Here is a 14,576-nt window from a genome sequence, read left to right on the forward strand (position 1 = left end):
GCGCGCGCAACCACACCCAGTGCGACAGCCTGCTGCTGGGTGCCAATTGCGGCGCCCACACCGTGCCCTACATCGAAGTGCGCAACCCCAGCGCCACCATCGAGCATGAGGCCACCACCTCGAAGATTTCCGACGATCAGCTGTTCTATGCCCAATCGCGCGGCCTCGATTCCGAAGCTGCCGTCAGCCTGATCGTGAATGGTTTCTGCCGCGAAGTGTTGCAGCAATTGCCGATGGAATTCGCCGTCGAGGCGCAGAAACTGCTCGGCATCAGCCTCGAAGGCAGCGTGGGATGAGGTTGGCGCTGGCCCTTTTGCTGCTCGGTCTCGCTGCCTGCGATGCCGCGCCGCCGCGCGCCGATCCCAAGGGCCAGCAATTGCGCGCCGAGCTTGATCAGATGACCAGGGATTATGCCGCCTGCGTGGACAAGCGCGCGGCAACAGCCGACGTGTCGATCGATCCGGCCGGCAGCATCGCCATCGAAGCGGTAAAGGCCTGCCGTCCGCTGCGCGGCGCGCTCAGGCTCAAGGTCGCCTCGTTCGATCGCCTTGGCCACCCGAACCATACGCCAAACCAGGCCGAAGCCGTCGCCGAAGCCAGCGTTGGCGTGATTGAAAAAGAACTGCGCGAGACGGCGGTGGTCACCATCGTCAAACGCCAGAATTTGACTCGTTAGAAAGCACTGTAATGCTCGTCATCGACAATCTTTGCGCCGAAGTGGACGGCAAGCCCATCCTGAAGGGCCTGACGCTCACCGTGAACGCCGGCGAGGTCCACGCCATCATGGGGCCGAACGGCTCGGGCAAATCCACCCTGTCATACGTGCTCGCCGGCCGCGCCGGATATGAAGTGACCGGCGGCAGCGTAATGTTCCGCGGCGAGGATCTGCTGGCCAGGGCGCCGCACGAACGTGCCGCCGCCGGGCTGTTTCTTGGCCTGCAATATCCGGTGGAAATCCCCGGCGTATCCAACTTGCTGTTCCTGCGCACGGCCTTGAACGCCCAGCGCACGCTGCGCGGTGAAGCCGAAGCCTCGGGCGCGGAGTTCATGAAGATCGCCCGGGCCGCCGCCGAAAAGCTGGGCCTGCCGTTCGAGATGATGAAGCGCGCTGTGAACCAGGGTTTTTCGGGCGGCGAGAAAAAGCGCAACGAAATGGTGCAGATGCACATCCTGCAGCCGTTCTTCGCCGTGCTGGATGAAACCGATTCGGGCCTTGATATCGATGCGCTGCGCGTGGTTTCCGATGGCATCAACGCCATGCGCGGGCCTGACCGCGCCGCGCTGCTGATCACCCATTATCAGCGACTGCTCGATTATGTGGTGCCCGATCACATCCACGTGCTGATGGAAGGCCGCATCGTCCATTCCGGCGGCGCCGAACTCGCACACAAGCTGGAGGCGGAAGGCTATTCCGCCATCGCAGCGTGAGTGCGGTTCCCACCCGAAAGGATGAAGCCTGGCGCTACAGCGACTTGGCCGCCGTCGCCCGCCACTGGCCGGTCGCAGTCGAACAGGTCGTGGTGCCGGCCGGCGAGAGCCATGCAGACATCATCCAAGCCACAGACGAAGGCATCCGCCACCTCGCCATCGATATCGGCGCGGGCGGTGCTTTTCGGATGACCATATTGGACAGCGGACGCGCCTATGGCCGCATCGCGCTGGATGTGACGTTGCACAGCGGCGCCGATTTCCATCTGGGCGCGGTCCTGATCGGCCGGGGCGAACAGACCATCGAACTGGTCACCACCGTGCGCCATGTCGGCCCGGGTGCGACCAGCCGCCAGATCGTGCGCGCAGTCGCCGGCGGCACGGCGACCACGTCATATATGGGCCAGGTTGCCGTGGCGCGCGAAGGCCAGAAAACCGACGCCAGCCAGTCGTTCAAGGCGATTTTGCTCAATCGCGGCGCCACCGCCAACGCCAAGCCGGAACTGGAAATCTTTGCCGACGACGTGAAATGCGCCCACGGCGCTGCCATCGGGGAGAGCGACAACCAGGCGCTGTTTTATCTCAGCAGCCGCGGTGTGCCGCCCACCCAGGCCCGCGCCCTGCTCACCCGCGCTTTCCTTTCGGATGCGCTGGAGGGATTGGACGAAGCCACCACCGCCGCACTGGACGCCGAGATCACCGCGTTGTTGGGGCAAGCCACATGAGCGTGCTCACCGCCTCGCCGCTGCTCGATTTGAAGGGCGATTTCCCCGGCCTCACCGGCGATTGGGCCTATCTCGACACGGCGGCCACGTCGCAGAAACCACAAGCCGTGATCGACGCCATCGCGCGGCTTTATGGCCCCGATTATGCCACCGTGCACCGCGGCGTGTACGAACGCTCCGCCACCATGACGATGCGTTTCGAAGATGCGCGCGCCACCGTCGCCCGCTTCATCAGTGCCGCCAGCCCCGATGAAGTGGTGTTCGTGCGCGGCGCCACCGAAGGCATTAATCTGGTGGCGCAAAGCTGGGGCCAGCGGCTCAAGGCCGGAGACCGCGTGCTGATTTCCGCGCTTGAGCATCACAGCAATATCGTGCCGTGGCAGATACTGCGGGACCGCACCGGGATCATCATCGACGTCGCGCCGCTCACCGCCGATGGCCGCATCGATGAAGATGCCCTGATTGCCATGATCCGCCCGGAAACGCGGCTGGTTGCTATCGCGCATATCTCGAATGTGCTTGGCGGCGTGGTCGATGCCCGGCGCATTGCCGATGCCGCGCACGCGGCTGGCGCGCTGGTGATGCTGGATGGCTGCCAGGCCGCACCGCGCCTCGCGCTTGATATGGCCGCGCTCGATTGTGATTTCTATGTGCTGTCGGGCCACAAGCTGTACGGCCCGACCGGCATCGGCGTGCTGTGGGCGCGGGCCGAAATCCTGGAATCGATGCCGCCGTGGCAAGGCGGCGGCGCCATGATTGAAACGGTTACGTTCGAGGCGACCACCTACGCCCCGCCGCCCGGCCGTTTCGAAGCCGGCACCCCGCATATCGAAGGCGTGATCGGGCTGGCCGCCGCCATCGATTATGTCGAATCGATCGGCATCGGCCGCATCCACGCCCACGAGGCCGCGCTGGTGCGCCAGGCCCGTGAAGCCCTGTCCGGCATCAACAGCATCCAGGTGCTTGGTCCTGAAAATTCCGCCGGCATCCTCAGCTTCACCATGGCGGGGGTGCATCCGCACGACATCGGCACCATATTGGATGAAGCGGGCGTGGCAATCCGCGCCGGGCATCATTGCGCCCAGCCACTGATGAACCTGCTCGGCGTGCCCGCCACCGCCCGCGCCAGTTTCGGGCTGTACAACAGCGCCAGCGACGTTGAGCGGCTTGTTGCCGGCCTTACCCGTGTCACCCGTATCTTTGGGGTCAAATGATGAGTGAACGTGCCTTCGAAATCGAAGAAGTTGGTGAAGCCAAGCCAGTGGCCAAGGCGCCGCCGCTGCGCGCCATGGTCGAGGCGGCATCAAGTGGCCACACGCCGGATTATCTCGATGGCTTCCTCAAACACAAACCCGAGCCCGCCGCCGCCGATGCCCCCATGGATGCCCCCATGGATGCCCCCATGAATGCCAATGTCGATCTGGTCGAGGAAATCGTGGCGGCGCTGCGCCAGATCCACGATCCGGAAATCCCGGTGAACATTTACGATCTGGGCCTGATCTACAACGTCGAAGTCGCTGGCGGCCACGCCGTGGTGACCATGACACTGACCACCCCGAATTGCCCGGTGGCCGAATCCATGCCCGGCGAAGTTGAAATCCGCGTGTGTGCCGTGCCTGGCGTGCAAAGCTGCGACGTCAATCTGGTGTGGGACCCGGCCTGGGACCCCGGCAAGATGAGCGACGAAGCTCGGCTTGAAATGGGAATGTTGTGATGGAAACCACCACGCCCGAGCGCGTCAGCGCGGCCACTCCTGCTGCGCGCCGCCCCCGCCCCGCTCCGCTGATCGTCACCGAAGGCGCATCCAACCGCATCGCCGCCATCCTCGCCGCCGCGCCGGCCGATGCGGTGGGCGTTCGCCTTTCCACCCCCCGCCGCGGCTGTTCGGGCCTGGCCTATGATCTGGCCTACGTCACCGCCGCCAAGCCCGCCGATGAACGCATCGACACGCCGGGCGGCACGCTGTTCGTCGATGGCGGCAGCCTGATGTACCTGATCGGCAGCACGATGGACTGGCGCGAGGATGATTTCACCGCCGGCTTCGTGTTCAACAACCCCAACGCCAAAGGCGCCTGCGGCTGCGGGGAAAGTTTTACGGTCTGACGCTGCGGCATCGAGGCCAGCGCACCGCGGGCCGGGGCGGGCTATCGCAGCTCGCATGCACACACGTTTCCCCCTTTCCCGCGATGCCGCGCTCGCCCGCATCACTGAATTCACCCCGCTGGCCGGCCGCGCTTATGCGTCGCGCCGCAACCATGATGGCGGGCCGGACGGGCGCGCCACCACGTCGCTGCTGTCACCCGCCATCCGCCGGCGCCTCGTCAGCGAGTCCGAAGCCGCCGCCGCCGCCATCGCCGCGCATGGTTTCACCGGCGCCGAAAAATTCGTGCAGGAAATATGCTGGCGCACCTATTGGGTTGGCTGGCTGCAGCAACGCCCGGAAATCTTCAGCCGCTGGCAGGCCGATGTGGTGCGGATGGAAGCAATGCTGGCCGACGACGGCAAATGGCAGCGCCGCTATCAAGAGGCGCTCACCGGCAACACCGGCATCGATTGTTTCGATGCCTGGGTACACGAGCTCACCGAAACCGGCTGGCTGCACAACCATGTGCGGATGAGCTTTGCCAGCATCTGGTGCTTCACCCTGCGGCTGCCGTGGCAGCTGGGCGCGGCGTTTTTCTACAAGCATCTGCTCGATGCCTGCCCGGCCAGCAACACGCTGGGCTGGCGCTGGGTGGTCGGCCTGCAAACGCCCGGAAAAACCTATCTGGCCCGTGCCGATTTGATCCGCGATCTGTCGGGCGGGCGCTTCCGCGTTGATGCCAAACTGGCCAGCGACGCCCCGCCGTGGCCGGCCGACGATGTGCCGCAGGCCAGCCCCATAGCCCGTGTGCAGCGAGCCGATCCCACCGCGCGCACCGGGCTTTTCGTGACCACCGAAGACACCAGCCTGGAACAACTGGCGCTGCCTGGCACTATCGTGGCGCTGGCGGCCACGCCCGATATCAGCGGCACGCCGGCACCGCTGAAACACCAGGTGGCCATGGCGATGCTGAACGATGGCCTGGGCCGCGCCGCCACCCGGCTGGGCATTGAACCCGAACGGGTGGATGCAACCTTTGGCGTGGATGCCATGCGCGACTGGGCCGCCCGCCACCGGCTGACCCAGATCATCACCGGCGACGCGCCGGTGGGCCCGGTGAAGGATCGGCTCGATGTGCTGGCCCCGGCGCTCGCCGCCGACGGCGTGCAGCTGGTGCGCTTGCGCCGTGCCTGGGACGATGTCGCCTGGCCGCACGCGAAAAAGGGCTTTTTCCCCTTCAAGGCCGCCATCCCGAAATTGCTGGCGCTACCGCCGGGCGCTCTGGCCTGAGGCAGCCTTATTGAGATGTCAGCAAAGGTGGGATAGCACGGTAGCGATGCCGATCCGTCCGCTCTTGCTGATCCTGCTGCCGCTGCTGCTTGGCGGTTGCTTGCTCAGTGCGGCCAAGACCATCGTCACCGCGCCGATCAAGGCTGCCGAGGTGGTGTACGACACCGCCACCGAAAGCCAGGAAGAAGCCGACATCAAACGCGGCCGCGCCGCCCGCAAGGCCGAAGAACGCGCCGAGCGCGAGGCCAGACAAGCGGAGAAAGATCGCCGCAAAGCCGAACGCCAACGCCGCCGCGATGAAGGCTGGAACTAGGATCAGGACCAAGGCAGGGCCCGGCGGGACAACCACCCCTTGCCCTAAACGGTTTCCCCCGCCACGGTGCAGCGATGGGGCAACAACGCGAAATCGCCAGTGATCGGTTCGGGCATCCAGCCGGGCTGACGGTCGTCACCGTCGCCGAAGGCTTGCAAGCCGCCGGCATCTACGGCGTGCAGGCGCTGCTGATCCTGCACATGGCCAATTTTCTGTTCATGCCGGCCGAACTCGCCACCGTCGGCGGCTTTGCGGCATGGCGCGGTTTGCTGGAAGGCGTGTTCGGGCCAATGAGCCTGCAGGCGCTCGCCACCCAGACGATGGGGCTGTATCTCGGACTGTTCTTCCTCACCCCGCTGCTGGGCGGCTGGCTGGGCGATCGCCACTGGGGCCCGCGCCTCACCTGCATCCTGGGCGCGGTGCTGGCCACCGCCGGCATGGTGATGGTGATATTGCCCGCCACCTTCCTGCCCGGCCTGCTGGTTTCGGCGTTCGGCGCCGGGGCGCTGCGCTGCAATCTGAATGCGCAAACCGGGCATCTTTATGCCCGCGACGACGGCCGCCGCGATTCGGCCTTCTCGATCCTCGCCGCCGGGCTCAACACCGGGGCTTTCCTTGGCCCGCTGCTGATCGGCGGGCTGGGCGAACGGGTCAACTGGCAATGGGGCTTTGCCGCCGCCAGCGCCTGCATGGCGTTGGCCGCCGTTACGCTGCTGATCGGCAACGGCCTGATGCCGGCCGACACGCCGCCCGAAACCCGCCGCAGCGCCCGCTTGCAACCCGGCGACGGCCGCACCATCGCGGCGCTGATTGGGGTCATGCTGCTCACCAGCCTGTTCTGGCTGGCGCAATCGCAAGTGTGGAACGTCTATTCCCTCTGGGGCCGCGACCATCTTGATCGCATGGTGCTGGGTTTCGAAGTGCCGGTGACGTGGCTGCAGGCCTTCGACAGCCTCGCGCCGATCCTTGCCGTGCCGCCGGCGCTGGCGCTGTGGCGCTGGCAGGCGGCGCGCGGGCGTGAGCCCAAGGAACTCGGCAAGATCGGCATTGGCATGGCGCTGATGGGCAGCGCGTTCGTGTGGCTGGCGCTGGGCAGCGGAGCAGGGCAGACGCCGATCGCGTGGGTGATGGTCTTCCACCTCGTGCTCAACACCGGCTGGCTGTATCTGGTGCCCACCGTCAACGCGCTGTTTTCGCGCACGGCGCCGATGGCGATCACCGGCGTGATGCTGGGCGCCGTGCAGTTCGCGGTGTTTCTGGGCAGCACCATGTCGGGCTGGCTGGGGCGGTTTTACGAAACGATGGACGCGCCCAGCTTCTGGCTGCTCCACGCCGCCTTCCCGCTGGCCGGCGCCGCCATCATGTGGGCCGTGCGCGGGAAACTGGGCCGGGTGTTGCGGCTTTAGTCATCCGGCCCCAAACTGGGGTCAAGATCGCGCGGGCGGATGAACTTCGCCAGTTCCGCCCGCCCGCCGTCGATCTGTGCCCAGCGATCAATGGCGATATCCAGCCGCGCGAGCGTTGCGGTCGGGTATTTCAGCTCCGCCTCTGCCCGCAAAGGCCCGCCGGGCGGCACCAGTTCGAGCAGCAGATCCTCCAGCCCCGGATTGTGGCCGACCAGCATCGCGCCGGAAAACTCATCCGAAAAGCCAGCGCACAATTCGATCAGCGTGGCCGACGACGACAGATAGATGCGCTGTTCATACACCGGCGCCAGCGGGCGGCTCATCCCGGCTTCCAGCCCTTCGATGGTCTGGCGCACGCGCACCGCAGGGCTGGCAAACACCAGCGCGAAATCCGGCATGTCGCCGCGCCGGATTGCTGCGCCCAGCCACTGCCCCCCCTTCATCGCCGCGCGCCGGCCACGATCGTTCAGCGGCCGGTCGAAATCCCGCAGCAAGGGATCGTCATAGCCTGATTTGGCGTGGCGCAGCAGGGTCAGCGTCTTCATGTCTGGCCATGGCTTGGCACATCACAGGCCGGCTTTCCAGTGCCCAGCCCGGCCTTTACCAGAGCGACGGCTTCATCCAGCGGCACCCGCATGATCGGCACGCCGGGCGGGAACGCACCCAGCAGCCGGGTCGGCACGGCGGCGCCCAGCAGCACGAAATGGCCATGATCGTCCCCCCGCCGGATCAGCCGGCCAAACGCCTGCGCCAGGCGGCCCATCGTCACCCGATCATCAAAGGCATTGCCGCCACCGGCCAGCCGCCGCGCTGCGTGCAGCACGGTGCGGCGCGGCCACGGCACGCCTTCCATGATCACCTGGCGCAGCGATGTGCCCGGCACATCCACCCCATCACGCAGCGCATCGGTGCCGAGCAGCGACGCCCCCGGCTCGGCGCGAAAAATATCGACCAACGTCGCCGTATCGATCGGATCGACGTGCTGGGCATACAGCGGCAGGCCCGCCCGCGCCAAGGGATCGGCCAGCCGCGCATGCACCGCACGCAGCCGTGCAATCGCCGTGAACAGCCCCAGCGTGCCGCCGCCCGCTGCCTCGATCAGCGCGCGGTAGGCGTGCGCCAGCCCGGCGATATCGCGCGGTTTCACATCGGTGACGATCAGCACGCGGGCCTGGGTCGCGTAATCGAACGGGCTGCTGGCGGCGAAATGCCTGGGCTGGCGCGGCAGATGCGCCGCCCCGGTGCGCGCATCGGCATCGCGCCAATCATCAGCCAGCGCGTCCGGGCGCGATCGCAGCGTCGCCGACGTCACCAGCACGCCGTGCGCCGGTTCCAGCACCGCGGCTGCAAACGGGCGCATCGGATCCAGCCAGCGGCGCTGGATGCCCACATCCAATAACCGCCCTTCCACCCGCGCCAATTCCAGCCAATCAATGAAATCCGGATCGGCCGGCCCGCCCAATCGCGCCAGCAATTGCGCCCACGCCCCCAACAGTTGCGCGCGCAAGCCCAGCCCGGCGCGCGCACCTTCCACCCGCGCCCGGCCGCTGCCGTCCAGCCAATCGGGCGGATCATCCAGCAACATCGCCAGCCGCGCTTCCAGCTGCGCCATCGGCATCACCATTTCGCCCAGCGCAGCACTCGCGCCGGCCGCCGCCTCCACCAGCCGCGGCAACACTTCAGCCACCTCGGTTTCCAGGCCATAGCCATGATCGGCTTCTTCCGCCCGCGCCAGCACCTGGCCGCGCACGGCGGCAAACAAGCCCTCCAAGGGCCCTTCAGCCTCGTCCATGCCCACCCGGCCCAGCCAGCCTTCGCCGGGCAAGAGGCGCGCGGCACGGGCAATGCGCTCAACCGCCAGCGCGGCTTCCTCGTCATAACTGATCGCATCGGCCAGCCGCGCCGCCAGCCCGCGCCGCCGGCCGCGCCCCGCAGCGCGTTCGGGGCCCAGCAGCCAATTCTTCAACTCCACCGCCTCGCGCCCGGTCAACGCCACCGCAAACGTGCCATCGGCCGCATCAAACAGGTGATGGCCTTCGTCGAACACCAGCCGATTAAGCCCCGCGCCTTCCGCCCGCCCGCGCGCCGCGTTGATCATCACCAGCGCATGATTGGCGATCACCAGATCGGCCTGCGCACTGGCCCGCGTCGCGCGTTCGATGAAACAGGTGCGATAATGCGGGCAGGCGGCATAAATGCACTCCCCGCGCCGATCAGTCAGCCCGGCAAAGCTGGTGCGGCCAAACAGCGGCGGCAGCCAGCCCGGCAGATCGCCGCCCACCATATCCCCGTCGCGGGTATATTCGGCCCAGCGTTCGGCCAACCGCGCAAACACCGCCGCGCGCCCACCAAAACCGCCCTGCACCGCGTCTTCCAGATTGAGCAGGCACAGATAATTCTCGCGCCCCTTGCGCACCACCACCCGCGCGCGGCGTTCGGTGGGGTCAGGCCAGATGCGCTGCGTTTCGGCATCCAATTGGCGTTGCAGCGCCTTGGTATAGGTCGCCACCCAAACCGGCCCCTGCGCTTCACGCGCCCACAGCGCGGCCGGGGCCAGATACCCCAGCGTCTTGCCAATTCCCGTTCCGGCCTCCGCCAACACCACCTGCGGCGCACCGCTGGCATCTCGCGGCGCGAATGCACCCGCCGCCGCCCGCGCATAATCGCGCTGACCGTCGCGCTGTTCCGCGCCCACACCCACCAGCCGCGCCAGTTCCGCCGCCACCGCACCGTCATCCAGCGCCACCACACGCGGGGCGGGGCGGGGCGGGGCGTCTTCCCACTTGGCCAGCAACTGAAACACATGGCGTTCGGGCGCGCGCGGCTTTTCGATCAGCTTGGCCAGGATCGGCGCCCACGCCCAGCGTTGCCGCGCCAGGCTTTGCAGGCTGGTCCACGCGCCGTGCCGTTCGGGCCAGTTCGCCAACCCCGCCGCGCTCAGCAGCGCGCCCGCCGCCCGCTGCAGGAACGCCGCATCGCTTGTGCCCAGTGGGCCAGCAATGCCCAATGCGCTGGCCAACCCGTGCGCCGTCGGCACCGCAAACCGCGCCGGATGCAGAAACGCAAACAGTTCCAGCAGATCGAGCCCCGATAATTCGCCGATGCCCAGCCGGCTCGCGGTCACCGGCGCGTTCAGCAGCAGGTGCGGGCTGTCCCCGGCGCGGGCCATCGCTTCGCCGCGCCCCACCCCGCGCACGCTGCCATCGGGCGCGGCAATCCACACGCCGGCGTGGCTCGCCGCCAGCGCCGGCAGGGCCAGCGGAGCGGTTGCGTCGCGGGATTCAGTTGCACTCATGCCGTTCCGCCGCCAGATGAAGTCCAAACAACAGCGATAGCCACAAGTGATGACCATTTCCACCGACACACTTCACGCTGCGGCGCTAGCGAGCAAGGCCTGGCCGTTCGAGGAAGCCCGCAAGCTGCTGGCCCGCTATCCTGGCGGCGTGCCCGCCGGCCAGGCGGTGATCTTCGAAACCGGTTATGGCCCGTCTGGCTTGCCCCACATCGGCACCTTTGGCGAGGTCGTGCGCACCACCATGGTCCGCCGCGCCTTCGAAACGCTGGCCCCCGGCGTGCCCACTCGTCTGATCGCTTTTTCGGATGACATGGATGGGCTGCGCAAGGTGCCGGACGGCATCCCCAACCCGGAAATGCTGCGCGCCGCGTTGAACAAGCCGCTTACCCAGGTGCCCGATCCGTTCGGCACCCATTCCAGCTTCGGCGCCCACAACAACGCCCGCCTGCGCGCCTTCCTCGATTCGTTCGGGTTCGATTATGAGTTCCTGTCGTCGACCGAATGCTACGCCAGCGGCATGTTCGATGCGACATTGCTCAAGATTCTGGCGCATTACGACACCGTCATGGGCATCATTTTGCCAACGCTCGGCCCCGAACGCCAAGCCAGCTATTCGCCGTTCCTGCCCGTCGATCCGGTTTCGGGGCATGTGCTGCAAGTGCCGATCGTCGCCCGCGATGCGGCGGCGGGTACCGTCACCTACATCCGCCCCGGCACCAACGACAGTGTCACCGTCCCCGTCACCGGCGGGCATTGCAAGCTGCAATGGAAGGTCGATTGGGCGATGCGCTGGCTGGCGCTGGGCGTCGATTATGAAATGGCCGGCAAGGATCTGATCGACAGCGTGATGCTGTCGGGCAAGATTGTCCGCGCACTCGGCGGCACGCCCCCCGCCGGCTTCAATTACGAGCTGTTTCTCGACGGCGAAGGCGCCAAGATCAGCAAGTCCAAGGGCAACGGCCTCACCATCGAACAATGGCTGGGCTATGGCCCGCCCGAAAGCCTGGCGCTGTACATGTTCCAAAGCCCGCGCAAGGCCAAGCGCCTGCATTACGACGTGATCCCGCGCGCCATCGAGGATTATGCGGATTTCCTCACCCGCTACCCCGATCAACCGCCCGAACAACGCCTCGGCAACCCGGTGCACCATGTCCACGAAGGCGCCCCGCCCGCGCCCGAACTGCCGGTCAGCTTCTCGTTGCTGCTCAACCTCGCCTCCGTCGCCGCCACCGACGATCCGGCGCGGCTGTGGGGCTTCGTGCAGAAATATGCGCCCGGCACCGCGCCGGCGACGCACCCCCTGCTCGACAAACTCGTCCATCACGCCGCCGCCTACGCCCGCGATTTCGTCATCCCCGGCCTCAATCGCCGCGCTCCCACCCAATCCGAAGCCGCCGCCCTGCGCGATCTCGACGCGCGCCTGGCTGCCGTGGGCGCCGACGGCGACGCCGAAGCCTATCAATTCGAAGTCTACGAAGCCGGCAAAGCCGCCAACTACGAAAACCTGCGCGACTGGTTCAAGGCGCTCTACGAAATCCTCATCGGCTCCCAAAGCGGCCCCCGCATGGGCAGCTTCATCGCGCTGTATGGGCTGCCGCAAAGCCGGGCGTTGATTTCGGATGCGCTGGCCAGTTGAGCAAATAGCTATCTCGCTTGATCATTCTGACGATTTTATTGAGTTACAATTACTAATAGAACCATCATTTTCAGTCGCTTAAATTAATAGACGCCTATAGATCTACGCGTTATTCACCTGCACATTAACTCTTCAGGGTGCAGAACCGAAATGGCTGAATTCGTTGATTTCTATGCACGACTAGGCATACCCAGCGATGCAACAGCTTCAGAGATAAAAATCGCATTTCGCAAATTGGCAAAGGTCGCGCACCCGGATACCGGGCCTCTGAAAGACGGAGGCCACAAATTTCGCGAGTTGAATGAAGCTTACGCGACGCTGAGTGACCCGGAATCAAAAGCGGAATACGACGCACTCCGCGCTTCCCCGCCCGAAATCCATCCAGGAGATACGACTTTATTCGATCCCGTCCGCTGCACAAGGTGCAAGGAGATTACAGCACAGCCCAGATACGTGCTATTTTGGCGTGTGTGGAGCATAATTTTTGTAAGTGTTAAAGAACCGATACAAGGAATTTACTGTTCGAAATGCGCTAAAGATGCATCCTTATATGCTAGCATTTTCACCGGAGTACTCGGTTGGTGGAGTGCGCATGGCCTAATTAACACGCCTATTGCCCTTTTTGGCAATGCCTTTGGCGGAAAAAATTTCCCGAATTAGAAGAAAAGCTGCTCTTCCAAAATACACTGGCATTTGTATCGAGAAACGACCTACGCATTGCAAGCGGTATCGCCAGCAAGCTTCTAAACGCATCGAATCCAACCATCAGAAACGCGGCAGCTGATATTGTCAAACGCTTGATATCTGCAAATGTCTCTATTTCCAAATTAAAAGACCCCTGGTCGTTTGATTCTCGGGGCTTTTTGGCGGGCCTTTTTTTATTAATGCTCGTCCCAGCTTCTTTGGTCGCCTCATTTTTTTATGAGGACTACTCGAAAAATTCGACCGCTCGCGACGAAATAACGGCGGCTACAGCTTACACAGGCTCGCGCCCCGCCGACTCTTCAACTGCGGGCGGCCCAGAACAAGTCGAACTGCCTTCCTGCTCCTCGCCACCCGCAAATGGCAGCAGACTTGGTGGAATTCTAAAGAAACTTAGGGGTGTGCACACATTGGAGATTGAAAATGGGTCGAGCGGAGATGCAATCGTCAATCTACGAGACGCCGCGACCAACAAGTTAATTTACTCGTTCTTCGTTCAAAAGGGCAAGCACGCCGTCGTCAAAAAAATTCCAGACGGCTCGTACAAAATCCAATATGCTATCGGCGATGGCTTGGGACAGGACTGCAAAACCTTGTTGAACAAATCAGCAAATCAATTTCCTGCAATTCAGGATTTTGTAACGCGAAAACAGGACATGGGTAATTATAATAGGATTGGCTACAGTGTATTGTCTTACACACTGTACTCCGTTCCCGGTGGCAACGTCCGCCCTGAAGCGATCAACCCGGCCGAATTTGATAATTGACGATTTTTGTCGGCTGGCACCTTGAAGCACTTATACTGTCGGTCCTTGCAGTTGCCCCCTAAATCCCCACCCCGCCATCAATCGTCTGCGTCGTCCCCGTGATCATCGCTGCCGCCGGGCTGGCGAGGAACAGCACCAGCGCCGCCACTTCATCGACCTTGGCGTGGCGTTTGATTGCCATGGCGGCATGCATCATTGGGGCCATCGGGCCGCCTGCCGGGTTCATGTCGGTATCCACCGGGCCGGGTTGCACCACGTTGACCGTGATGCCGCGCGGGCCGAAATCGCGGGCCAGGCCGCGCCCGATGCCCTGCACGGCCGATTTGGACAGCGCATAGGCGGTGGCGCCGGGCCACGCCACGCGGTCTCCGTTCACCGAGCCGATGATGATGATGCGGCCGTTGTCGTTCATGCGGCGGCCGGCTTCCACCCCGGCAAAATAGGGCGCGCGCACGTTGATATCGATCAGCCGGTCCACGGCATCGGCATCCATCGTCAGCGGATCGCCCATGATCGCCACGCCGGCGTTGATCACCATGATATCCAGCGCGCCCGCCGCCGCCACCGCCGCCACCAGTTCATCGCGCACCGCGCTATCGGCCTGCACAGCAGCAGCCCCGGTCTCGGCTGCAACTGCCGCTGCTGCATCGGCCGAACCGGAATAGCTGAACACCACATCGGCCCCTGCGCTCGCAAAATGGCGGACAATGGCCGCGCCAATGCCGCGGCTGCCGCCCAGCACCATCACGGATTTTCCGGTGAAATCGCTCATCGTGTTGCCTTTGCCCTGCTGGTGCATTTGAACGCGGAACGTATCGCACAGGCGCAGGCTTGTCTAAGCTGCAACGATGATCAACCGCAGGATTCGGCCCGCCATGAAATCAACCGCGCTCTCCGCCTTGTTGCTGGCGCTCGCCGCCCCCGCCGCCGC

At 64.8% G+C, this 14,576-nt stretch carries 16 protein-coding genes; 13 read left to right on the plus strand and 3 right to left on the minus strand.

The window, feature by feature from the left end; genetic code table 11:
• The 10 genes from ACESL8_RS04405 to ACESL8_RS04450 form a co-directional block, all read left to right on the plus strand.
• Positions 1-296, plus strand: a 296-nt coding sequence (locus ACESL8_RS04405; RefSeq protein ID WP_372916362.1) for a SufD family Fe-S cluster assembly protein, incomplete at its 5' end; no start/stop codon positions are given.
• On the plus strand, positions 293-676 hold the full coding sequence (locus ACESL8_RS04410) for a hypothetical protein (RefSeq protein ID WP_372916364.1): 384 nt from the start codon (positions 293-295) through the stop codon (positions 674-676). The genes ACESL8_RS04405 and ACESL8_RS04410, both read left to right, overlap by 4 nt.
• A gap of 11 nt (positions 677-687) precedes the next feature.
• A complete protein-coding gene (sufC, locus tag ACESL8_RS04415; protein ID WP_372916366.1) occupies positions 688-1,428 on the plus strand; it encodes a Fe-S cluster assembly ATPase SufC in 741 nt (246 codons plus the stop codon).
• Positions 1,425-2,153 (plus strand): SufD family Fe-S cluster assembly protein, encoded by a 729-nt coding sequence (locus tag ACESL8_RS04420; RefSeq protein ID WP_372916368.1) that lies wholly within the window; start codon positions 1,425-1,427, stop codon positions 2,151-2,153. The genes sufC and ACESL8_RS04420 overlap by 4 nt, the downstream gene beginning before the upstream one ends.
• Complete coding sequence (locus tag ACESL8_RS04425; protein WP_372916370.1) at positions 2,150-3,367, plus strand: cysteine desulfurase; 1,218 nt, start codon at positions 2,150-2,152, stop codon at positions 3,365-3,367. The genes ACESL8_RS04420 and ACESL8_RS04425 overlap by 4 nt, the downstream gene beginning before the upstream one ends.
• A complete protein-coding gene (locus ACESL8_RS04430) occupies positions 3,364-3,867 on the plus strand; it encodes a DUF59 domain-containing protein (RefSeq protein ID WP_372916372.1) in 504 nt (167 codons plus the stop codon). The genes ACESL8_RS04425 and ACESL8_RS04430 overlap by 4 nt, the downstream gene beginning before the upstream one ends.
• Positions 3,867-4,256 (plus strand): HesB/IscA family protein, encoded by a 390-nt coding sequence (locus ACESL8_RS04435; protein ID WP_372916374.1) that lies wholly within the window; start codon positions 3,867-3,869, stop codon positions 4,254-4,256. The genes ACESL8_RS04430 and ACESL8_RS04435 overlap by 1 nt, the downstream gene beginning before the upstream one ends.
• 55 nt (positions 4,257-4,311) lie before the next feature.
• A complete protein-coding gene (locus tag ACESL8_RS04440; RefSeq protein WP_372916376.1) occupies positions 4,312-5,526 on the plus strand; it encodes an FAD-binding domain-containing protein in 1,215 nt (404 codons plus the stop codon).
• Between the two features lie 46 nt (positions 5,527-5,572).
• Positions 5,573-5,839: a hypothetical protein gene (locus tag ACESL8_RS04445; RefSeq protein WP_372916378.1), complete on the plus strand. Its 267-nt coding sequence runs from the start codon at positions 5,573-5,575 to the stop codon at positions 5,837-5,839.
• A 74-nt stretch (positions 5,840-5,913) separates the two neighbouring features.
• Positions 5,914-7,245, plus strand: coding sequence for an MFS transporter (locus ACESL8_RS04450; protein ID WP_372916380.1), 1,332 nt, complete (start codon positions 5,914-5,916; stop codon positions 7,243-7,245).
• Here the strand turns inward: ACESL8_RS04450 and ACESL8_RS04455 are convergent.
• Entirely contained in the window at positions 7,242-7,790 is a 549-nt protein-coding gene (locus ACESL8_RS04455) for a histidine phosphatase family protein (protein WP_372916382.1), read from the minus strand. The genes ACESL8_RS04450 and ACESL8_RS04455 overlap by 4 nt on opposite strands.
• Complete coding sequence (locus ACESL8_RS04460; RefSeq protein WP_372916384.1) at positions 7,787-10,540, minus strand: ATP-dependent DNA helicase; 2,754 nt, start codon at positions 10,538-10,540, stop codon at positions 7,787-7,789. The genes ACESL8_RS04455 and ACESL8_RS04460 overlap by 4 nt, the downstream gene beginning before the upstream one ends.
• Positions 10,541-10,589: 49 nt before the next feature.
• On the opposite strand from ACESL8_RS04460, the gene ACESL8_RS04465 reads away from it, so the two are divergent.
• From ACESL8_RS04465 to ACESL8_RS04475, 3 genes are all read left to right on the plus strand, one after another.
• Positions 10,590-12,176, plus strand: coding sequence for a lysine--tRNA ligase (locus tag ACESL8_RS04465; RefSeq protein WP_372916385.1), 1,587 nt, complete (start codon positions 10,590-10,592; stop codon positions 12,174-12,176).
• Between the two features lie 150 nt (positions 12,177-12,326).
• Entirely contained in the window at positions 12,327-12,836 is a 510-nt protein-coding gene (locus ACESL8_RS04470) for a J domain-containing protein (protein WP_372916387.1), read from the plus strand.
• Between the two features lie 137 nt (positions 12,837-12,973).
• Positions 12,974-13,645 (plus strand): hypothetical protein, encoded by a 672-nt coding sequence (locus ACESL8_RS04475; protein WP_372916389.1) that lies wholly within the window; start codon positions 12,974-12,976, stop codon positions 13,643-13,645.
• A 58-nt stretch (positions 13,646-13,703) separates the two neighbouring features.
• Here the strand turns inward: ACESL8_RS04475 and bdcA are convergent, their stop codons facing one another.
• Positions 13,704-14,417: an SDR family oxidoreductase gene (gene bdcA / locus ACESL8_RS04480; RefSeq protein ID WP_372916390.1), complete on the minus strand. Its 714-nt coding sequence runs from the start codon at positions 14,415-14,417 to the stop codon at positions 13,704-13,706.
• Positions 14,418-14,576: the final 159 nt, after the last annotated feature.

It is taken from the genome of Sandarakinorhabdus sp. (assembly GCF_041689835.1).
Classification (GTDB): Bacteria; Pseudomonadota; Alphaproteobacteria; order Sphingomonadales; family Sphingomonadaceae; genus Sandarakinorhabdus.